Origin of the sequence: Curtobacterium sp. MCBD17_032 (genome assembly GCF_003234855.1) — a bacterium.
In the GTDB taxonomy this organism is placed as follows: Bacteria; Actinomycetota; Actinomycetes; order Actinomycetales; family Microbacteriaceae; genus Curtobacterium.
In genome coordinates, this window is the sequence record NZ_QKTO01000003.1 from 292459 (window position 1) to 312704 (window position 20246).

21 protein-coding genes are annotated in these 20246 nt (G+C 73.2%); 13 read left to right on the forward strand and 8 right to left on the reverse strand.

From position 1 onward, the window contains the following. Positions 1 to 9 precede the first annotated feature (9 nt). The gene (locus DEI91_RS06875; RefSeq protein WP_111051559.1) at positions 10 to 705 is read right to left on the reverse strand and encodes an NUDIX domain-containing protein; all 696 of its coding nucleotides are present in this window, start codon (positions 703 to 705) and stop codon (positions 10 to 12) included. A gap of 130 nt (positions 706 to 835) precedes the next feature. Here DEI91_RS06875 and DEI91_RS06880 point away from each other — a divergent pair, with 130 nt between their 5' ends. From DEI91_RS06880 to DEI91_RS06890, 3 genes are all read left to right on the forward strand, one after another. Further along, the gene (locus tag DEI91_RS06880; RefSeq protein WP_111051560.1) at positions 836 to 1120 is read left to right on the forward strand and encodes an acylphosphatase; all 285 of its coding nucleotides are present in this window, start codon (positions 836 to 838) and stop codon (positions 1118 to 1120) included. 123 nt (positions 1121 to 1243) lie between these two features. Beyond that, positions 1244 to 2722, forward strand: coding sequence for a DHA2 family efflux MFS transporter permease subunit (locus DEI91_RS06885; protein WP_111051561.1), 1479 nt, complete (start codon positions 1244 to 1246; stop codon positions 2720 to 2722). 121 nt (positions 2723 to 2843) lie between these two features. Then, positions 2844 to 4091: a D-arabinono-1,4-lactone oxidase gene (locus tag DEI91_RS06890; RefSeq protein ID WP_111051562.1), complete on the forward strand. Its 1248-nt coding sequence runs from the start codon at positions 2844 to 2846 to the stop codon at positions 4089 to 4091. An 81-nt stretch (positions 4092 to 4172) separates the two neighbouring features. On the opposite strand, the gene DEI91_RS06895 is transcribed toward DEI91_RS06890, so the two are convergent. Beyond that, the gene (locus DEI91_RS06895; protein WP_111051563.1) at positions 4173 to 4670 is read right to left on the reverse strand and encodes a 2'-5' RNA ligase family protein; all 498 of its coding nucleotides are present in this window, start codon (positions 4668 to 4670) and stop codon (positions 4173 to 4175) included. 167 nt (positions 4671 to 4837) lie between these two features. Here DEI91_RS06895 and DEI91_RS06900 point away from each other — a divergent pair, with 167 nt between their 5' ends. From DEI91_RS06900 to DEI91_RS06910, 3 genes are read left to right on the forward strand one after another with little or no spacing between them, the layout of a single operon-like run. Continuing rightward, positions 4838 to 5800 carry a MetQ/NlpA family ABC transporter substrate-binding protein gene (locus tag DEI91_RS06900; RefSeq protein WP_111051564.1) on the forward strand — a complete coding sequence of 321 codons (963 nt, stop codon included), beginning with the start codon at positions 4838 to 4840 and terminating at the stop codon, positions 5798 to 5800. Beyond that, positions 5800 to 6837, forward strand: coding sequence for a methionine ABC transporter ATP-binding protein (locus DEI91_RS06905; RefSeq protein ID WP_111051565.1), 1038 nt, complete (start codon positions 5800 to 5802; stop codon positions 6835 to 6837). The genes DEI91_RS06900 and DEI91_RS06905 overlap by 1 nt, the downstream gene beginning before the upstream one ends. Next, on the forward strand, positions 6834 to 7505 hold the full coding sequence (locus tag DEI91_RS06910; RefSeq protein ID WP_111051566.1) for a methionine ABC transporter permease: 672 nt from the start codon (positions 6834 to 6836) through the stop codon (positions 7503 to 7505). Before DEI91_RS06905 ends, DEI91_RS06910 begins: the two co-directional genes overlap by 4 nt. Before the next feature lie 260 nt (positions 7506 to 7765). Here DEI91_RS06910 and DEI91_RS06915 read toward each other — a convergent pair whose 3' ends face one another. Both DEI91_RS06915 and DEI91_RS06920 read right to left on the reverse strand, forming a co-directional pair. Beyond that, positions 7766 to 8542 (reverse strand): endonuclease/exonuclease/phosphatase family protein, encoded by a 777-nt coding sequence (locus DEI91_RS06915; RefSeq protein ID WP_181439514.1) that lies wholly within the window; start codon positions 8540 to 8542, stop codon positions 7766 to 7768. A gap of 197 nt (positions 8543 to 8739) precedes the next feature. Next, positions 8740 to 10164 (reverse strand): MFS transporter, encoded by a 1425-nt coding sequence (locus DEI91_RS06920; RefSeq protein WP_111051567.1) that lies wholly within the window; start codon positions 10162 to 10164, stop codon positions 8740 to 8742. A gap of 180 nt (positions 10165 to 10344) precedes the next feature. Between DEI91_RS06920 and DEI91_RS06925 the strand changes: the two genes are divergently transcribed. After that, positions 10345 to 11586, forward strand: a complete 1242-nt coding sequence (locus DEI91_RS06925) for a hypothetical protein (protein ID WP_111051568.1) — start codon at positions 10345 to 10347, stop codon at positions 11584 to 11586. Positions 11587 to 11778: 192 nt separating this feature from the next. Here the strand turns inward: DEI91_RS06925 and DEI91_RS06930 are convergent, their stop codons facing one another. The 3 genes from DEI91_RS06930 to DEI91_RS06940 all read right to left on the reverse strand — a co-directional run bounded on the left by DEI91_RS06930 (position 11779) and on the right by DEI91_RS06940 (position 14363). Beyond that, positions 11779 to 12270 carry a pyridoxamine 5'-phosphate oxidase family protein gene (locus DEI91_RS06930; protein WP_111051569.1) on the reverse strand — a complete coding sequence of 164 codons (492 nt, stop codon included), beginning with the start codon at positions 12268 to 12270 and terminating at the stop codon, positions 11779 to 11781. Between the two features lie 296 nt (positions 12271 to 12566). Continuing rightward, a complete protein-coding gene (locus DEI91_RS06935; RefSeq protein WP_111051570.1) occupies positions 12567 to 13190 on the reverse strand; it encodes a hypothetical protein in 624 nt (207 codons plus the stop codon). Between the two features lie 63 nt (positions 13191 to 13253). Next, positions 13254 to 14363, reverse strand: a complete 1110-nt coding sequence (locus DEI91_RS06940) for an LLM class flavin-dependent oxidoreductase (protein WP_111051571.1) — start codon at positions 14361 to 14363, stop codon at positions 13254 to 13256. Between the two features lie 95 nt (positions 14364 to 14458). Here DEI91_RS06940 and DEI91_RS06945 point away from each other — a divergent pair, with 95 nt between their 5' ends. After that, entirely contained in the window at positions 14459 to 15376 is a 918-nt protein-coding gene (locus DEI91_RS06945) for an SDR family oxidoreductase (protein ID WP_111051572.1), read from the forward strand. A gap of 78 nt (positions 15377 to 15454) precedes the next feature. Here DEI91_RS06945 and DEI91_RS06950 read toward each other — a convergent pair whose 3' ends face one another. Further along, positions 15455 to 16243, reverse strand: coding sequence for an NRDE family protein (locus tag DEI91_RS06950; RefSeq protein ID WP_181439515.1), 789 nt, complete (start codon positions 16241 to 16243; stop codon positions 15455 to 15457). Positions 16244 to 16356: 113 nt separating this feature from the next. Between DEI91_RS06950 and DEI91_RS06955 the strand changes: the two genes are divergently transcribed. From DEI91_RS06955 to DEI91_RS06975, 5 genes are all read left to right on the forward strand, one after another. Continuing rightward, a complete protein-coding gene (locus tag DEI91_RS06955; protein ID WP_111051714.1) occupies positions 16357 to 17673 on the forward strand; it encodes a phosphopantothenate--cysteine ligase family flavoprotein in 1317 nt (438 codons plus the stop codon). Between the two features lie 230 nt (positions 17674 to 17903). Further along, positions 17904 to 18227, forward strand: a complete 324-nt coding sequence (locus DEI91_RS06960; protein WP_309148047.1) for a hypothetical protein — start codon at positions 17904 to 17906, stop codon at positions 18225 to 18227. After that, positions 18224 to 19048 (forward strand): YqjF family protein, encoded by an 825-nt coding sequence (locus tag DEI91_RS06965; RefSeq protein ID WP_111051575.1) that lies wholly within the window; start codon positions 18224 to 18226, stop codon positions 19046 to 19048. The genes DEI91_RS06960 and DEI91_RS06965 overlap by 4 nt, the downstream gene beginning before the upstream one ends. Then, entirely contained in the window at positions 19045 to 19500 is a 456-nt protein-coding gene (locus tag DEI91_RS06970; protein ID WP_111051576.1) for a DUF1810 domain-containing protein, read from the forward strand. Before DEI91_RS06965 ends, DEI91_RS06970 begins: the two co-directional genes overlap by 4 nt. Positions 19501 to 19570: 70 nt before the next feature. Next, positions 19571 to 20221 (forward strand): GntR family transcriptional regulator, encoded by a 651-nt coding sequence (locus DEI91_RS06975; RefSeq protein ID WP_111051577.1) that lies wholly within the window; start codon positions 19571 to 19573, stop codon positions 20219 to 20221. Positions 20222 to 20246 lie beyond the last annotated feature (25 nt).

Genomic DNA, 20246 nt, shown 5'->3' on the forward strand with positions numbered 1-20246 from the left:
CGTCCCCGTTCAGTGCGCGGTGGGTGGTCGGGTCGTCAGCGGGCCGTTGTCCGCGTACGACAGGTCGGGGTTCGAGCGGTACAGGCGGGCCGGTCGGTGCCGGTCGCCGCTCGTGGTCTCGTCGGTGGGCAGGACCGCGTCGCCCTGCGCGACCTGCCGCCGGAAGTTCGCCGGGTCGAGCGTCCGGCCGAGCACGGCCTCGTAGACACCGCGGAGCTCGGCGAGGGTGAACCGGTCGCCGAGGAACGCCTGCGCGATCCGGGAGTACGACACCTTGTTCCGGAGCCGCCAGAGGGCGTACTCCACGATGCGGTCGTGGTCGAACGCGAGCGGCGGGTGCTCGTCGGCGAGGAACCACCGGACGTTCCAGTCGTCGGGCACGACGTTCGCCTCGTCCGGGTGCACCAGCGCCCAGTACACGACCGACACGACGCGGTCCGGGGAACGACCGACGTCCCCGAACGCGTAGAGCTGCTCGAGGTACCGCGGCTGGACCTTCGTCGTCTCGCGGAGGCGTGCGGCCGCGGAGTCGTCGAGGCCCTCGTCGGCGCCGACCCATCCGCCCGGCAGCGCCCACGAGCCCTCGTGCGGCTCGGTCACACGGCGCACGAGCGGCATCCAGAGCGCAGGCACGCCGGTGTCGGGGTGGGGCCGCAGCGCCACGATGACGGTCGACACGGCGACGCGGATCCCCTGGTCGGACATCTCCGCGCCTCCTCGTCTTCTGGTCATGCTGACCCGAAGTGTTCGGGTACAGCTGACCGTATCACGGTGGTCACCGGACCGGAACGCTGTCGGAACGCCGGGGAAACACGCCGCGCCTAGCATCGGCGGCATGAGCAGCGCGACCACGAGGAAGCACGCCGTCGTCAGTGGCACGGTGCAGGGCGTCGGGTTCCGGTGGTGGACCGCGCGGAAGGCCGACGGACTCGAGCTCGCCGGGTACGCCCGGAACCTGTTCGACGGCACCGTCGAGGTCGAGGCCGAGGGACCCGCCCCCGCGGTCGACGCGCTGGTCGTCATGCTCCGCTCCGGCCCGCCCTCGGCGAGCGTCACCGACGTGGCCGTGCGGGAGGTCGAGCCGCACGGCGACGAGGACGGCTTCCGCATCCTGCACTGACCGTCCACACGCCGTTCCACCCGAGGTTCCCCGGCTCGGGAATGATCGGGACCCGTCAGTGCTTCCAGCCTCGGTACCCGTCCGTCCGGGTGCGCGCCACACCACGATCCTCCAGGAGCCCTCTTGACCCAGGCCGTCGACTCCGCGCCCCGTACCGGGAGCCTCGAAGCCCCCTCCCCCGCCGGAACGCGACTCGTGATCGGGCTGCTGCTCGTCTCCGCGTTCGTCGTCATCCTCAACGAGACGATCATGGGTGTGGCGCTGCCGCGGCTCATGGACGACCTCGGCATCAGCGCCGCCACCGGCCAGTGGCTCACCACCGGCTTCCTCCTGACGATGGCCGTGGTCATCCCGGTCACCGGCTACCTGCTGCAGCGGTTCGACACCCGCCCGGTGTTCGTCTGGGCGATGAGCCTGTTCTCCGCGGGCACGCTCATCGCGCTGCTCGCGCAGGGCTTCACGATGCTGCTCGTCGGGCGCATCGTGCAGGCCAGCGGGACCGCGATCATGATGCCGCTGCTCATGACCACCGTCCTCACCCTCATCGAGCCCGCGCACCGCGGCCGCGTCATGGGCAACATCTCGATCGTCATCTCGGTCGCCCCGGCGATCGGGCCGACGATCTCGGGCCTCATCCTCAACGCCTTCTCGTGGCGCTGGCTGTTCGGCTTCGTGCTCCCGATCGCGCTCGCCGCGCTCGTGCTCGGCATGGTCAAGGTGCGCAACGTCTCGACGCCCCGCAAGTCGGCCATCGACGTGGCCTCGGTCATCCTGTCGGCCTTCGCGTTCGGCGGGATCGTCTACGGCCTGTCGAGCATCGGCGAGAGCGGCACCACCGGCCCGGCGCTGCCGATCGCCTCGCTCGTCGTCGGGTTCGCAGCCCTCGCGGTGTTCATCGTCCGCCAGACCCGACTGCAGCGTCGCGACGCCGCCCTGCTCGACCTCCGCACCTTCAGCACGAAGGGCTTCACGATCCCGATCGTCGCGATGGCGATCAGCTTCATGGCGATGTTCGGCACGCTCATCCTGCTGCCGATCTACCTCGAGCGCGTGCTCGGTCTCGAGGTCCTCAGCGTCGGCCTGCTGCTGCTCCCGGGTGGGCTGCTCATGGGCCTGCTGTCCCCGATCGTCGGTCGCATCTACGACCGCCACGGACCGCGCGTCCTGCTCGTCCCGGGCTCGGTGATCATCAGCGCCGTGCTCTGGGCGCTCTCGACCGTCACGGCGGACACCAGCGTGTGGTTCGTGCTCGGCGCCCACGTCGTGCTGAGCCTCGGCCTCGCGCTCACCTTCACGCCGCTGTTCACCTCGGCGCTCGGCGGACTCCCGCCGCGGCTGTACTCGCACGGCAGCGCAGTGCTCGGTACCGCCCAGCAGCTCGCGGGCGCCGCGGGCACGGCACTGTTCGTCACGCTCCTCACGATCGGGGCCACCAGCGCGGCCACGAGCGGTGACGCCGCAGACACGGCGACGGCCACCGCGTCCGGTGTGCACCTGGCGTTCCTGGTCGGCGCGGTGATCTCCCTTTTCGGGATCGTCGCCTCGTCGATGGTCCGGAAGCCCGTCACCCCCGAGGGCGCCCCGGCACCCGTCATGCACTGACGCTCTCCACCGCACACGAGGCGCACCACGCGCCCCGGCACGCACATCGCGCCCCGTCCCGACGGGGCGCGATGTGCGTCCGGGGGCGCGAGCCCGGGTCACGCCGTGGCATCGTGGGCGCATGCGGTCGACGACGAGCGAGCTGAACTGGTCCGGCACGGTCACCTACACGGCCGAGCGCGTCGTCCGACCGACCTCGCTGGACGACGTCGCCGACCTCGTCGCCCGCAGCCCGCGCGTCCACGGACTCGGCACACGGCACTCGTTCAACGACGTCGCGGACACCCCCGGCGTCCTGCTCGACCTCACCGCCGTGCCCACCGACCTCGTCGTCGCCGAGGACCGCCGCACGGCCACCATGGGCGCCGGCACCCGGTACGGCGTCGTCGCACCCGACCTGGACGCCGCCGGGGTCGCCCTGCACAACGAGGGCTCCCTCCCGCACATCTCGCTCGGCGGTGCGATCGCCACCGGGACACACGGCTCCGGCACGACGCTCGGGTCGCTCAGCTCCGCGGTCGCCGCCCTCGAGGTCGTCGGGCCGGACGGCGCCACGAGCACGATCCGCCGCGGCGACCCGGCGATGCAGGGCGCCGCGATCCACCTCGGCCTGCTCGGCGTCGTGACGCGGGTCACCGTCGACGTGCAGCCGTCGTACCGGATGCGGCAGGACACGTACGGCCCGATCGCCTGGGACACGTTCACGGCCCGCGCCGCCGAGGTCTTCGCGGCCGGGTACTCGGTCTGCGCGTACACGGTGTTCGGCGACACCGTCTCCGAGGTGCTCGTGAAGTCCCGCGTGCCGGACGGCGCCGACGACGTCGCGGTCCCCCCGGATCTCCTCGGCGCCCCGCGGCTGCCGGGTACGCCGGGGAACGGCCACCACACCGCGCGGGACGGCTCGGTCGGGCCGTGGTGGGACCGCCTGCCGCACTTCCCGATCGAGGCCGTGCCGTCCGTCGGCTCCGAGGTGCAGAGCGAGCACTTCGTCCCACTCCGGCACGCCGCGGCCGCGCTCGACGCCCTGCGCGGACTCGCCGACCGGATCCAGCCGCACCTGCACGTGTCGGAGCTCCGCACCATGGCCGCCGACGACCTCTGGCTCAGCCCGACGCAGGGCGAGGACGTGCTCTGCATCGCCTTCACCTGGAAGAAGCACCCCGACCAGGTGGCCGCCCTGCTGCCCGACCTGGAGGCGCGACTCGCCCCGTTCGGCGGTCGCCCGCACTGGGGCAAGATGAGTTCCCTCGACGCCACGGCGGTCGCCGCCCTGTACCCGCGACTGCCGGACTTCCGCGACCTGGTGGCGACCCGGGACCCGGAGCGGAAGTTCGCGTCCGCGTTCGGCGAGCGGGTGCTCGGGACCTGAGGCGGGCCTCCCGGGAGGCCCGTGGCGCGTCCGGCACCCCCGGTGCGTCCGGTGCGACCGGCGCGTCGACGGCTGGCCGTGTCAGCCGACGGCGGTGACCGTCTTCGTCTCCCCGTCCCAGTGACGCACCCCCGCGACACTGAGCTCCTCGGGGAGCGGCACGGCCGCGAGCACCTCGAGCATCCGGGGCAGGTCGACGTCCCGCGGGTGCCGGGCGAGCGTCAGGTGCGGTGCCCACCGCCCGGGCAGCGAGGTGTCGACGCCGCCGGGGGCCACGCGGTGCACCGCCTCGTGGAAGGCGGCGAGCGCGCGGTCCACCACGACGCCGATCCCGAGCACGTGCCGACCGGGACCGGCCGGGAAGAGCAGGAGCCCGGCAGGTCGGACGGTCGTCGGCACTGGCGCGTCGATGCCGACCGGTACGGGCAGGGCCTGCCCCGCCGCGAGCGTGACGTGTGGTGCGTTCGTCGCCGCGGTGTGCCGACCCAGGCTCGGCAAGTCCGCGGCGACCAGGGCGTCCCACGCGGCGCGGACCGCCCGCTCGGCGGCCGGATCGAGGACGAGTTCGATGCTGCGCACACCCCGAGCCTGCCCGCCGAGGACGCCGCCCGTAACACTGCGGAACGCGAATCGACCACGTCGGGGCCCGGCGTGCACACTCGTGGAGTCCCGTCGGGCCACCCCCCGGCGTCGGACCCCACAGCACCGTCCCTGCCACCAGGGCGACCCCTTCTCGAGGAGCACCCATGACCGCCGCACCCGTCCTGCCCGACCGTCCGAAGCGCAAGCGCCCCATCGGGTGGATCGTCGCGGCCGCAGTCGTCGTCGTCGCGATCGTCGTCGCCCTCGTGGTCGTCGCCGTCCGCGGTGGCGGCTCCGAGCAGGCCGGTGCCGCCGGGTCCGGGTCCGACCGGAAGGCCCAGACCGTCACCATCGGCGTCGCGGACAAGGCGCTGCCCTACTGGAAGACGTACACCGAGCTCGCGAAGGAACGGTTGAACGTCACCGTCGAGCTGACGAACTTCGCCGACTACTCGCTGCCGAACCCCGCGCTGAAGGACGGGCAGGTCGACATCAACCAGTTCCAGCACATCCAGTACCTGGCGAACTACAACGTGACCTCGGACGACGACCTGCAGCCGATCGGCTCCACCGCCGTCTACCCGCTCCCGCTGTACGCGACGAAGGTCGACGAGCCGTCCGACCTGCCCGAGGGCGCGAAGGTCGCCATCCCGAACGACGCCATCAACGAAGCCCGCGCCCTGCTCGTGCTGCAGGCCGCGGAGCTGCTCGAGTTGCAGGACGGCGGCAGCGCCTTCTCCACCACGGACGACATCGAGTCGGCGAAGGTCGACGTGCAGCCGCTCGACGCCTCGCAGACCGCGAACGCCCTGCAGCAGGGTTCCGTGCAGGCCGCGGTCGTGAACAACAACTTCGCGACCGCCGCCGGACTCCCCGCGTCGGACAAGGTCTTCACCGACGACCCGACGAGCTCCTCCGCCGCCCCGTACGTGAACGTCTTCGCGGTCCGCAACGAGGACAAGACGAACACGACGTACCGCGAACTGGCCGAGCTGTTCCAGGACGAGGCCGTGCAGAAGGCGTTCAAGCAGGACTACCCGGACGCGGTCTCCCGCGACCAGGACGCCGAGGAGCTGCAGGACGAGCTCGCCACGGTCGAGCAGGACGCGAAGGCGGCAGCGGAGTAGTGGCCGCCCTCGTCGAGCTCCGCGGCGTCACCAAGAGCTACCGCCGCGCCGACACCGGAGAGACCGTCACCGCGGTCGAGGGTGTCGACCTCGACGTCCACCAGGGAGAGGTCCTCGGCGTCATCGGGTACTCCGGTGCCGGCAAGTCCACCCTGGTCCGGCTCGTCAACGCACTCGAGCTGCCCACCTCGGGCACGGTCACGGTCGCCGGTCAGGAACTCACCGCGATCCCCGAGCGCGACCGGCGCACCGCACGTCGCCGGATCGGGATGGTCTTCCAGCAGTTCAACCTGTTCCGCTCCCGCACCATCGCGGGCAACGTGGCGTACCCGCTCAAGGTCGCCGGCGTGCCGAAGGCGGAACGGGACCGCCGGGTGGCCGAGCTGCTCGACTTCGTCGGCCTGCTCGACCGCGCGCACGCCTACCCGGAGCAGCTGTCCGGCGGGCAGAAGCAGCGCGTCGGCATCGCCCGGGCGCTCGCGTCGAACCCCGAGCTGCTGCTCGCCGACGAGGCCACGAGCGCCCTCGACCCGGAGACCACGTCCGAGGTGCTCGCGCTCCTCCGCCGCGTGAACCGCGAGCTCGGGGTGACGATCATCGTCATCACGCACGAGATGGACGCCGTCCGCCGGATCGCCGACCGGGTCGCCGTGATGGAGCAGGGTCGTGTGGTCGAGGTCGGGGACGTGTACGACGTGTTCTCCGCACCGACCACCGGCGCCGCCCAGCGCTTCGTGCGCACCGCACTCCACGACCGTCCGTCGGCCGAGACCGTGACGAGGCTGCGCGAGCGCCACCCCGGACGGCTCGTGTCCGTCCGGATCACCGACGAGACCGGGCTGCAGGCGCGTATCGACCAGGCGTTCCGCGACGCCGGTGTCACCGCGGAGCTCGTGTTCGGCGGGGTCACCGAGATCCGGGAGCGCCGCATCGGCTCGCTCACGTACGAACTCGGCGGATCGGACACCGCCACGGAGCGGGCCGTCGCCGCATTGCGAGCCGGTGGCATCACCGTCGACGAGGAGGCACGCGCATGAACAACTCGTTCCAGAGCGTCATCGACACCTTCGACGTGTTCCTCGCCGCGATCCGCGACACGATCGTCATGTCCCTCGTGTCGCTCGTCATCGCCGGCGTCATCGGCCTCGCGCTCGGCCTGCTGCTCTACGCCACCCGACCGGGCAACCTGCTCGGCAACCGCGGCGCGTACACGGCCATCAACCTGGTCGTGAACCTAGTGCGACCGATCCCGTTCGTGATCTTCCTCGCCGCGATCGCGCCGCTCTCGCGCGTGGTCGTGCAGACGACGATCGGTGTCCCCGCGGTGACGTTCGCGATCTCTCTCGCCGCGGCGTTCGCGGTGTCCCGCATCGTCGAGCAGAACCTGCTGGCGGTCGACCCCGGCGTGGTCGAGGCGGCACGGGCCTCCGGAGCGCACCCGGTGTCGATCCTGCTGACCGTGCTCATCCCCGAGGGCCTCGGGCCGCTCATCCTCGGCTACACGTTCATCTACATCGGCATCGTCGACATGACCGCGCAGGGTGCGCTCGTCGGTGGCGGTGGCCTCGGTGAGTACGCGATCACGTACGGGTCGCAGCGGTACGACTGGTGGGTCGTCTACGTGTCCGTCGCGGCGATCGTCGTGATCGTGCAGCTCGGGCAGTTCGTCGGCAACCGCCTTGCCCGGGCGACGCTCCGCCGCTGACCTCCGCCTAGCGGTCACGACCTGTCGTTCCGCGCGCACCAGAGCGACGGAACGTGACCGGTCGGCGCCGGCCTGTCCGCCGCCGAGCGGACACGATCCGTCGTTCCGCACCCACCGGAGCGACGGAACGCGACCGGTCGACACGGGCCGAGCGGGGTGTCGTGACCGCTCGACGTGGATGGCCGGAGCAGGAGCAGGGCGGCAGCGGGTCGTCCGACGTCCGCGGGCGCCGGGCGGACGGCCGCCGAGGTCGTGGGCGGCTACGCGGCGGGCGCGTCCTCCGTGGCCGGGGCGCCAGCCGCGGCGGGCTCCTCGTAGTCCGCGCGGACGAGGATCGGGCGGTGGTCGGAGATGCCCGCCGGCAGGGTCTCGACACCGGCGATGTGCAGGCCGACGCTCGTGGCGAAGTCGAAGTGGCCGGTGAACTTGCGGTACCGCAGGTACGTCGGCTGGTCGGAGAGCGACAGCGCGAAGCCGGACTCCTCGATCTTCCGGCGCAGGTTCGTCTGGAACCAGGGGTAGTTGAAGTCACCGACCATGATCGCGGGCGCCTCGCTCGACAGGTCGCGGACGAAGTCGTGCGCAGCCTCGATCTGCTTGCGGCGCAACGAGTTCGTCGCCGTCAGGGGCGAGGCGTGGAAGGAGGCGACGATGACCTCGGTCTCGGCCTGGTTGTCGTAGAGGTGCATCGCGATGAGTCGCTCGTGCGCGGGCGAGAGCACGCGGTCGTGCAGCGACTTCTGCAGCGAGTGGATGCCGAGGTCGCGGACCTCGAAGCGGTCGTCGCGCTTGTAGATGGCGAGACCGAGGCGGTTCGCCTGGGTGGACGCGGCGAGGGTCAGTCCGCCGACGGAGGTGGCGAGGTCGGTGCTGTCGCACTCCTGCACGCAGAGCACGTCGGCCTGCGACGACTCGGCGAGTGCGGCGAGTTCGCTGTTCGCGGTGTGCTCGCGGAGGTTGTAGCTCACGACACGCAGGGCGGCCTGCCGGACCTCGGTGGTCGAGTCTGTCGTTGCCTGTTCCTGTGGCGCCGCCATGCTGCCTTCCGTTCCGGGCACTGATCGGCCCTCTCTCCTGCGGCGGTCACGGTACTCGGACACCGCAGCAGGTAGCTGAGACTGTAGCGCGGTGCGGATCGCGGACACGTGACCCGGGGATGGACGATCGGTGACGAGCCGACCGCGGCGCGTCCGACCCGATGCCGGATCCGGTCCCCGGGCCCGGACGCCGCCCCTCAGCGGCCAGCCGACGCCCGCGCGCGACGGACCGGGCGGACCGTCTCGCCCGCGGTCCGGCTCATGAGCAGCCCCTCGACGCAGGCGACGAGGAGCAGGACCGCGATCACACCGAAGGCCACCGCGTACGGGGCGGTCCCGGCGAGCCCGTCCCCGCCGACACCCGACGCAGCGCGGAGCACGACGGCGACGACGGCGACCCCGAACCCGGCCGCGGTCTGCTGCAGCGTCGAGGACAGGGTGTTCGCGGCCGTCATGTCCGGCTGTTCCACGTCGGCGAACGCGATGGTGTTGTACGCGGTGAAGCCCACCGACCGAGCCGCACCGCTGACGACGAGGAGGACGGCGAGCAGCCAGAAGGGTGTCTCCGGCGTGAGGAACACCATCGCGACGACGGACAGCGCCGCGAGCGCCGAGGACACCACGATGACCGGCCGGTACCCCCACCAGCGCAGGAACGGCGTCGTCGCGGGCTTGATGCCGAGGTTGCCGACGAAGACCCAGAGGACGGCGGACCCGGCCTCGAGGGCGGTCCAACCCCAAGCGTCCTGGAAGAGCAGCGGCAACACGAACGGCACCGCGGACACCGCCAGCCGGAACAGACTGCCGCCGGCGTGCGAGACCCGGAACGTCTCGAGCCGGAACGCGTCCAACCCCATGATGGGGTGCGGAGCCCGACGGAAGTGCCGGATCGCGAGCCAGGTGCAGAGCGCGCCGACGACCCCGGCGAGCACGGCCGGCAGGACGGGCACGGTCTCGAGGGCGAGCAGCGACGCCATCACGACGAGCGCGCCGAGCCCGAGGCAGGCGAGCACCGACCCGCGCCAGTCGAACGGCACGCGCTCGGGCGCACGCTCCTGCGGGACGAGGACGAGCGCCGCGACGAGCGCCACGACCCCGAGCGGGATGTTCACGAGGAAGATCCAGTGCCAGGACAGGGTGTCGACGAGCACGCCGCCGAGGAAGGGCGCGATGATCGGCGCCGCGAGCGCCGGCCACGTCAGGATGGCGATCGCCGTGACGAGTTGGTCGCGACCGGCGCTCCTGAGCACCACGAGCCTCCCGACCGGCACCATGAGCGCCCCGCCGAGACCCTGCAGGATCCGCCACAGCGTCAGCTCGACGAGCCCGGTCGAGGCGGCGCAGAGCGCCGACGCGACGGTGAACAGCGCGATCGCACCCACGAAGACCGTGCGGGACCCGACGCGGTCGGTGATCCACCCGCTGACCGGGATGAACACCGCCAGGGTGACGAGGTAGGCGGTGATCGCGACGCCGACGGCGGCGGAGTCGACGCCGAGGTCGCGCCCCATCGCCGGCGCGGCCGTGGCCAGGATCGTGCCGTCCAGGAGCTCCATGAAGAAGGTGCCCGCCACGAGCACGGCGACCGCCGTGCTGCTCGTCCGTCGTGTCGTCGTCGTCATCGCTCCGGATGCTAGTCGGCCGCACGGCGTGCGCGACACGGAGGTCCTGCGGCACCGCGATGCGGAGGCCGTGCGGCGACACGCAGGTGTCCGCGACGCGAGGCGGGCCAGGTCCCCAGCGAGCGACGACTAGCGTGGAGCCGTGCCGGCTGCCCACCTCGACCCCTGCGGACCGCGCGCATGAGCCGCCTGGACGGGGTCCTCACCGGCTCGGTCGCCGCGGGTCGTCGTCGCGTGGTCGACACGGTCGTCAGTCTGCCCGCGTGGTCGGCGGTGCTGCTGCTCTGGACCGTCGGACGGCTCGTGTCGACGATGTGGCTGATGGTCGTCTACCCGCTCGTCTCCCGCGTGCAGCCCGACAACGCGATCTGGGGCAACGACCACGGCTTCACGGCGTTCCTCACCTCGTGGGACGGGCAGTACTACGAGGCGATCTCGCTGCACGGGTACCCCTCGGTCCTGCCGCTCGACGCGACCGGGCACGTCGCGCAGAACGCCTGGGCCTTCCTGCCCGCGTTCCCGTTCACCATCCGGCTCCTCACCGTGTCGACCGGGCTGCCGTTCACGATCGGCGCCCCGACCGTGGCGATCCTCGCCGGCCTCGTCGCCACCTTCCTGCTCCACCGCCTCGTCCAGGAGCACGCCGGCGCGACGGCCGCACTGTGGGCGGTCTTCTTCTTCACGTGCGGTCCGCTGTCGTTCCTCCTGCAGGTCGGGTACGCCGAGACCGCCTTCCTGGCGCTGACGTTCGGGGCGCTGCTCGCGATGGAACGACGGCGGTACGGGCTGCTCACCGTGCTCGGGGTCGTCGCCGCGTTCACCCGGCCGGGCGCACTCGCCATCCCGCTGACCCTCGGCGTGCTCGCGCTCCTCCGGTACGTCGCGGCTCGGCGGTCGGGCTCCCGGTCGTTCGACGAGTTCCCGGTCGCGGAGCGGGTCAAGGTCGTCGTCGCCGGGCTCGTGATGGCAGCGGCGGGGTCCGCGTGGCCGGTCATCGCGGCGTGGGCGACCGGACGACCCGACGCGTACCTCGCCACCGAGATGTCCTGGTGGGTGAACTTCATCGGCCGGGTGCACTTCGTCCCGCTGTCGCCGTGGTTCCTCACCACCGCGAAGTGGCTCGGCGTCGGCGGCGTGCTCCTCGTCGTGCTGTTGCTCGTGCTCTACCCGCTGTGGTTGTCCCGCCGCTCGACCCGGCTGCTCGGTCCGACCACGGTCGTGTTCGCCGCGGGGTACGCGCTGTACGTCTTCGCGGTGTCGCTGCCGATGGCGTCCACGCCCCGGTTGCTCATGCCGCTCGCACCCCTCATGGGGTCGCCGGAGCTGGTCGCGAAGCCGGCACTGCGGTGGACGCTCGTGACCGGCGCCCTGGTGCTGCAGCCGGTGTTCGTCGCGCTCCTCTGGCTGCTCGGCCCACCCTGACGACGACCGGCCCGCCGGGCCCGGCCCGGCCCGGCCTGCCCGACGGACCCGGCGCGCCGTGAGGACCCGGCGCCGCCGCCGCCCGGGTCCGCGACAAGCACGGCCGGGCGGCGACGGGTCCGACGGAGAGGGGCTCGGCGGCGAGGGTCCGGCGGCGAGGGTTCGGCGGCGAGGGTTCGGCGGCGACGACCGTCAGACCTCGACGGTGCCGTGGCTGCCGACGTCCGGCTGCGACTGGTGCCCGAGCGCGGCCTTGAGGGTCTGCACGAGGCTCCCCACGGGTCCGGTGTCCTGCGTCCAGTACTCGACCGACACCCCCTGCACGGTGAGCAGACGGATCGACGGGTCGTCACGCCCGTCCGGGAACCACGCCTCGGCGAACGGCGACCAGAGTTCGTCGACGACGGCGCGGTCCTCGGTGACGGTGGCGGTGCCGGCGATCGAGAGGTACCCGCCCTGCGACTCGATGGCGACGTTGACGTGCGGGTTGCGGGCGATGTCCTCGACCTTCTCGCTGCCGTCCTGCACGAGGAACCGCAGCGTCCCGTGGAACGACTTGTCCTGCACGGCGAGGGGTCGGGCGTGTAGCTGGCCGTCCTCGCTCACGGTGGTGAGCAGCGCGGTCCGGGCGCCGTGGACGATGTCCGAGATGGCGGCGCGGTGGTCGGTCTGGGTGTCGGTCATGATGCTCCTTTGCGTCGTGCGTCCCGACGGCCGACACGGGGGCCGGCACCGGGACGCGAACCGTTGCCTCCCAGTGTGCTCCGATCGGCTCGGGATCCGCGAGGGGCACCTGCCGGGAGGCGCGCCCTCCGTCCGCCACGGAGCGGACCGGGCGCGCCACGGAGCGGGCCGGGCACGCCGAGGCTCGGCCGGGCACGAGGCTCGGCCGGGCGGACGCCGTGCGGCCCTCCGGCGGCGAGGGTCGTCCGCCACGCCGAGGCTCGGGCAGGTCGGCCCACCGGCGGCGGGGCCGGCGGTCAGGCGCGCTCGCGGATCGTCGTCTCGACGTCGACGACCTGCGGGACCTTCGGCAGCGACGCGAACCCGAACCGCACGGGCGGGTCCAGGGGCGCGAGGTCCCCGAGCGGCTCCCCCGCCCAGGTACCGCGGACACCGACGACGTCGTGCGCTCCGGTGACGCCGTAGTACTCGCGGCGGCCGTTGCCCGCGGTGCCGGCGGTCCCGGCTCCGGGAGCGACGAGCTTCGCGACCGGGTCGATCACGGTGAGCCAACGCGGGTCGCGGGCGATGCGCTTCGGCACGATGCGGAGCACCCGCCCGAGCGGTGAGATCATGCCGACGTCGACCGAGGCGACGAGGGGCCCGGCGTCGAGCTCGAGGCCGCGGGCGGTGCGCCGGGCGCTGATGTCGACGACGGAGACCGCGTCGAACCGGTAGGTGCCGGACACGTACGCGGCGACGATCTCGTCGGGCGCGAGGAGCACGCTCGACCCGTCCGGCAACTCGACGAACACGTCGGTGAAGGCGCCGAACGGGGACGACTCCCACATGCCGACGACGAACCGGACGCCGGAGGTGCTCCCGGCGCCGAGGATCCGCCCGCGGAACCGTCGTTCGGTGGTCTCGTTGCTCGACGACATGCGCCCGACGGTACGCGGGGCAGCCCGGGAACCGCCGGACGCGGAGCTCCGTCCGTCGCCGGGTCAGGGGACGGGGACCGGCTCCGCCAGCAGTTCACGGACCCTCGGTGCGACCCGGGTGCCGTACAGCTCGATGGACCGCATCATGTCCTCGTGGGGCAGGCGACCCGTCGCGTACCGCATGTCGAACCGGGTGACGCCGAGGATGCGCATGTTCCGCGCGATCTTCCGCGCCACGGTCTCCGGCGATCCGACGTAGAGCGACCCGCCCGCGGAGAGCCCGGCGCGGTAGCCCGCCTGGTCGAGGGGCGGCCAGCCACGCTCCCGGCCGAGCTGGTCGGTGACGGCCTTGTGGAACGGCCAGTAGCGCTCGGCGGCTTCCTCGTCGGTCTCCGCGACGAACCCGGGCGAGTGCATCGCGATCGGCTGCTGCGGGAGCTCGAGCTGGTCGAGGGCCTGGCGGTAGAGCCGGGCGTACGGGGCGAACTGCGCCGGCTGCCCACCGATGATCGCGAGGAACAGCGGCATGCCGTACGACGCGGCACGGATCACCGACTGCGGGGACCCGCCCACGCCGATCCACGTCGGGATGGGGCCGTGCTCGAGCTTCGGGAAGACGTCCTGCTCGACGAGCGGGGCGCGCTTCGTGCCCTGCCACGTGACGGTGTCGCCGCTGCGGAGGGCGCTCCAGAGCTGCAGCTTCTCCTCGAAGAGCGCCTCGTAGTCCTGCAGGTCGAAGCCGAACAGCGGGAAGGACTCGGTGAAGGACCCACGACCGAGGACGACCTCGGCGCGCCCGTCCGAGATCGCGTCGACGGTGGCGAAGCGCTCGTACACGCGCACCGGGTCGTCCGAGGACAGCACGGTGACGGCGGAGCCCATCCGGATGCGCTCCGTCCGGGCGGCGATCGCGGCGAGGACGACCTCGGGCGCGCTCACCGAGTAGTCGGCCCGGTGGTGCTCGCCGACGCCGATGAAGTCGATGCCCACCTGGTCGGCGAGGACGGCCTCGTCGAGCAGGTTCCGCAGCGTGTGCGCGTGCGTCAGCGGACTGCCGTCGGGGCCGTCGGTGACGTCGCCGAACGTGTCGAGGCCGAGCTGCACGGGGCCGATCCGGTCGGGTGCGGGCGGCGGAACGTCCGAGGGGCGGTCGGTGCCGAAGGCGTTGCTCATGGGGACCCTCCTGGGATCGCGCAATCAATGCGTATGCATACAACCTAGCACGGGAGGCGCGGCGCGGCCCAGTTCCGCTGTGTACGGTCCACCCCATGGTGCAGCCCGCGACCCTCCCCGACCAGACCGGCCGACGCATCGTCGTCACCGGGTCCAACAGCGGCACCGGCAAGGAGGCCGCCCGCCGGCTCGCCGGAGCCGGCGCGAGCGTCGTGCTCGCGGTCCGCACCCCGTCGAAGGGCGAGGACGCGGCCGCGGAGATCCGTCGCGAGCACCCCGACGCCGACCTCCAGGTCCGACAGCTCGACCTCGCCGACATGACGAGCGTGCACCGCTTCGCCGAGGGGATCATCGCCGACGACCGACCGCTCGACGTCCTCGTCAACAACGCCGGCGTGATGGCCCCGCGGCAGCGCTTCGAGACCGCCGACGGCTTCGAACTGCAGTTCGGGACCAACTACCTGGGCCCGTTCGCCCTGACGAACCTGCTCCTGCCGACGCTCCTCCGCGCCGAGGCACCACGCGTCGCGACGATGTCGAGCATCGCGGCCGTGCCCGGGAAGATCCACTTCGACGACCTGCAGTGGCAGCGGGGCTACCAGCCGTGGCTCGCCTACGCGCAGTCGAAGCTCGCCGACCTGCTGCTCGGCCTGCACCTGCACCAGGTCGCCGTCACGCGCGACTGGCACCTCGCCTCGACGATCGCGCACCCCGGGTACACCCGCACGAACCTGCAGTCCGCCGGGCGCTCCCTCGGCCGTGACCGCCCGGTGACGACGAGCGACCGCGCGCTGCCGTTCACCCAGGACGTCGAGCAGGGCACGGAGCCCCTGCTCTACGCGGCCGTCGGGCGGAACGCCGCCTCCGGCGCGTACTACGGGCCCGCCGGCCTGTTCGGCATCACGGGACCGACGACGCTCGCCACGGTGCCCCGTTCGGCCCGCGGAGTCGACCTGGCGCGCTCGCTCTGGGCCGTCGCCGAGGACCTGACGGGGACCCGTCTGCCGGACTGAGACCGGTCTGCGCGACGCGGGACGGGCCTCCCGACCGGACAGGACACCTGCGGGCCGGAGGGGCAGCCCGTCCGACGCCTACGCGTGGTCGTGCGTCAGCGGACCGTGCAGGACACCGGGCTGCGCGAGCCGGGTGTGGCGCAGCACCGTCCGGTCCGGGCCGACCGCCGCGGCGACGATCGAGAGGGTGGCGACGTGTCCCTCCGGCTCGACCGTGTCCCGCAGGATCGCGTCCGGGTCGTCGGCGGGCACGGTGGCCGAGCCCTCGAGCACGCCGAACCACGGTCCCCATCCGTCAGGGTCCGGAGCCGACCCCGTCGCGCCGACCGCGTCGGACGGGTCCCGTGGAGGCGGCCCCGCAGGGGCGGGCACGGCCCGGAAGGCCCCGAGCCACCGGCCGACCCGAGGTGCGGCCGGGTCGTCGGGCTCGCCGTGCGTGACCATGTGCACGCCGGGTCCGAGCGCCGTCGTGCGGACGGTCGTCCCGTCCCAGGTGACGACCTCGGCCCCGCCGGCGGTCGCGCGCACCAGGTTGAACGCCCGGCTGGTCGGCGCCGTGCCGTCCGCACCCGGCAGCAGGCCGTCCACCACCGCGTCGAGCGGCAGCGTCCCGCGGGTGGTCCAGGCGCCGTCGACGCCGGGGGTGGACTCCCACCGGTTCAGCACGACCGCGAGTCCGCCGCGGTCCGACGCCGCCAGCCACGCTCCGCCGGCCTGCTGGTCGCGGACGCCACGGACGTCCGGGTCGCGGTCCGGCCACCACGCCGCCGGCGGGTCCCAGGGCCGCTCCGGCGACTCGTCCCGCAGCGCGAGCATCGTCACGGGCCAGGCAGCGGCGGGATCGACACGGACGACGACGGTGCACATGACGGCGATCCTGCCACCCGGGGCCGACGCTCCACGCCACCGCGGCACCGGCATCCCGGCCGCGGCGTCCGGTCACCGTCGCGGCCCCGGAGGCGCCGGGTAGCGTGAGCGTCGTGAACGACGCAGCCCCGCAGTCCGCCCGTCCCCGCACCGTCGTCGTCGGCATCACCGGCGGGATCGCCGCGTACAAGGCCGTCGGCGTGGTCCGCGACCTCGTCAAGCGCGGGCACGACGTGCACGTGGTCCCGACCGAGGGCGCGCTCCGCTTCGTGGGGCTGCCCACCCTGGAGGCCCTCAGCCGCAACCCCGTCTCCACGAGCGTCTGGGACGACGTCGCCGAGGTCCGGCACGTCGCCCTCGGTCGTCGTGCGGACCTCGTGGTGATCGCCCCGGCGACCGCGGACAGCCTCGCGAAGATGGCGGCCGGCCTCGCGGGCGACCTGCTCGGCACCACGCTGCTCGCGACCGAGGCGCCGGTCGTCGTCGCGCCGGCGATGCACCCGCAGATGTGGGAGCACCCGGCGACCCGCACCAACCTCGCCACCCTGCGCTCCCGCGGGGTGCACGTCGTCGGTCCCGTCGTGGGGGCGCTCACCGGGGACGACGCCGGCATCGGCCGGATGTCCGAGCCCGAGGACATCGTCCGCGCCGCGCTCGCCGTGCTGGACGGCACGGACGCCGTGACGACCGACGCGGCCGGCACGACCGCCGCGCCGCACCCGACCGCCGACCCGCACACCGGCGCGCGCGGCGAGCAGGGCGACCTGGCCGGCGTCCGGGTCGTCGTCAGCGCCGGCGGGACCCGCGAGCCGCTCGACCCGGTGCGGTTCGTCGGCAACCGCTCGAGCGGTCGTCAGGGTGTCGCGCTGGCCGCGGAGGCAGCCCGGCGGGGCGCCGACGTGACCCTCGTCGCGGCGAACACCGACCCGGGGCTCACCGCGGACCTGCCGGTCGAGGTCGTCCGCGTCGGGTCGGCACAGGAACTCGCCGCGGCCATGCACGCCGCCGCGCCCGAGGCCGACGTCCTCGTGATGACCGCGGCGGTGGCCGACTACCGGCCGGCCGAGGTGCTCGACGCCAAGATCAAGAAGGAGCAGCAGGGCGACCGGATGACGCTCGAGCTCGTCCGGAACCCCGACGTCCTGGCCGAGCTCGTCGCCGCTCGGCGGGTCGGCCAGGTCATCGTCGGCTTCGCCGCGGAGACCGAACCCGACCGCGCGGCCCGCATCGAGCTCGGCCGCGCCAAGATCGCCCGGAAGCCGGCCGACCTGCTCGTCGTGAACCACGTCGGCTGGTCGCACGGGTTCGAACGCGAGGAGAACGCGATCGAGGTCCTCGTGCCCGGCGGCGAGGTCGTCCGCGAGACCTCCGGGTCGAAGGCGGACGTCGCCACCGCCGTCCTCGACCTGGTCGCGACCGCCCTGACTTGAACGGTGGTGCTGACCTGACCGGTGGTGCTGACCTGACCGGTGGTGCTGGTCTGAGCGGTGGCGCTGCCCCGAGCGGTGGTGTGGACCGGGGCGGTGGTGCGGACCGGGTTCGACCTGGGTGTCCGCCGGAGTACGACGGGCACGATGGGGCGATGCGACGGCGGACCAGACGTGCACGACGGGCGACGAGGACGGCCTCGGCCCTCGCCCTCCTCCTCGGTGGTGCGGGCGTGACGCACTTCCTCCGGCCGCGCGGCTACGACCGCATCGTGCCGGACGCCCTCCCACCGCGGACGACGACCCTCGGGTCGGGCATCGCCGAACTCGGCATCGCCGCCGGACTGCTCGTGCCGCCCACCCGGCGTGCCGCCGGGTGGGCGGCTGCCGCGCTCTTCGTCGCGGTCTTCCCCGCCAACCTGAAGATGGCGGAGGACCTGCTCGACAGCCCCCGCTCCGGTCGGGTGGCGCGCCTGGTCGCGGTCCTCCGTCTGCCCCTGCAGCTCCCGCTCGTCGCCTGGGCGGTACGGGTCGCCCGACACGCCCCGCGCCGATGAGCGAAGCGGCCCCCACACCTGCGCCCGGACGGGGCGCTCCCCGGACCCGGGCCTCCGTCGCGCTGCTGCACCGCCCGGTGACGGTGCACGCCTGGGACGACATCGTCTTCGCACACTGGCGCTGCGAGCCCGAGACGCTCGCACGTCTGGTGCCGCGCGGCACCCGCCCGGACATCGTCGACGGCAGCGCGTGGGTCGGGCTCGTCGCGTACGTGTTCCGCGAGACGCAGGTCCCGCCGTTCCCGCCGTCCACCCGACTCGGCTCGATGACCGAGGTCACGATCGAGGTCCTCACGGTCGACGACGCCGGCCGTCGCGGGATCGCCTACCTGACCGTGGACACGCCGAACGTGCCCGCCATCGTCGCCGCCCACGCGCTGCTCGGGGTGCCGTACACGTTCGCCCGGGCGGGCTCCCGTCGTCGCGGCGAGGTCGTCGCGCACCGGTCCGTCCGGCACCCGGGACGCGTCCGGCACCCGATCCGCACGGTCCGGCTGGCGCGGACGGCCCGTCGGACAGGAGGCCCGTCCGGCGCCCGTCACGCCGCCTCGGTCCGTGCCGTGGCCGGTGCGGTCGACCGCTCACCGCTCGCCGCCGAGCTGACCACCCGCGCCGGGATCCACGCGCGGCTGCTCGCCCAGACGCTGTTCTGGCAACGCCAGCACCCACCGCTCACCGTGCGGAGCGCCCGACTCGAACGGCTCGAGGGCGACCTGCCCGAGGCGGTCGGGCTGCCGGGCCTGTTCGACCGGGCGCCCGACTCGGTGCTCGTCGTCGACGGCACGACGGTCCGGTACGCCTGGGGGGACGTCGTCCGATGAGCACGGCGTCCGCGGCTCCGGACGGTGACGACCCGTTCGACCTCGCCCGGTTCGTGGCCGCCCAGCGCGGTGTGCACGAGACCGCGCTCGCCGAGCTCCGGGCCGGGCGGAAGCGCTCGCACTGGATGTGGTTCGTGTTCCCGCAGGTCAGCGGGCTCGGTCGCAGCGCCACGGCGCAGCACTACGCGGTGTCGGGCCTGCCGGAAGCCCGCGCGTACCTCGCGCACCCGGTGCTCAGACCGCGACTGCTCGAGGCCGCTGCCGCGGCCCGCGACGCGCCCGCCCGCTCGGCCGAGGAGCTGTTCGGCGGCATCGACGCGGTGAAGGCCCGGTCGTCGATGACCCTGTTCGCCCGCGCCGCCGACGCCCCGGCCCCGTTCCGGTCCGTCCTCGAGCGCTGGTTCGGCGGGGTCGAGGACCCGGCGACGCTGCGCCTGCTCGGCCCGAGCTGAGCGGCGCATCCTGCCGGTAGCACATCAGGTACGGTGAGGGGGTCCGTCCCCGATCCCGGAAGGTCCCCGCATGCCGGTCCCCAGCTCCGCCCCGACCGAGCACAAGCTGCTCCGCGACACCGTCCGGCAGAAGATCCACGAGGCGATCATGGACGGGACCCTCGAGCCCGGGGAGCGCCTCAACGACGACGAGCTCATCGCCTGGCTCGGCGTCTCCCGGACCCCGATCCGTGAGGCCCTGAGCCAGCTCGCCCGCGCCGGGCTCATCGAGATGGCACCGAACCGGTACACGCGGGTGACGACCCCGGACCCGGCCCAGGTCGTCGAGGCCATGCAGACGCTCGGCGTGCTGTTCGGCGGCGTCGTCCGGTTGGCGGTGCCGCGTCTGTCGCCCGCCGCACGGAAGCGGATCCTGTCGGCACTCGACGCGACCATCGCCGAGCTCGAGGCGCACGACGTCCCGGCCGTCAACCGGGACGCACTCGGCGTCTTCGCGCGCTACGTCGACGAGTGCGGGAACGCCGACCTGCAGCGGGTCTGCCGCGACACGATGGACGGCCTGGCGTTCCGACTGCGCCTGCCGGACCTCGACCAGCTCGTCGACTGGGACCGGATGACCGAGGACTTCCGGCGGCTCCGGACGGCGACGGCGGACGGGGACAACGTCGGGGCCGAGCTCGCGACGGAGGCGATCCACCTGCTCCCGGGCGAGAAGCGCTGACCGCTCGACGCCCGCCTGTCTGAGC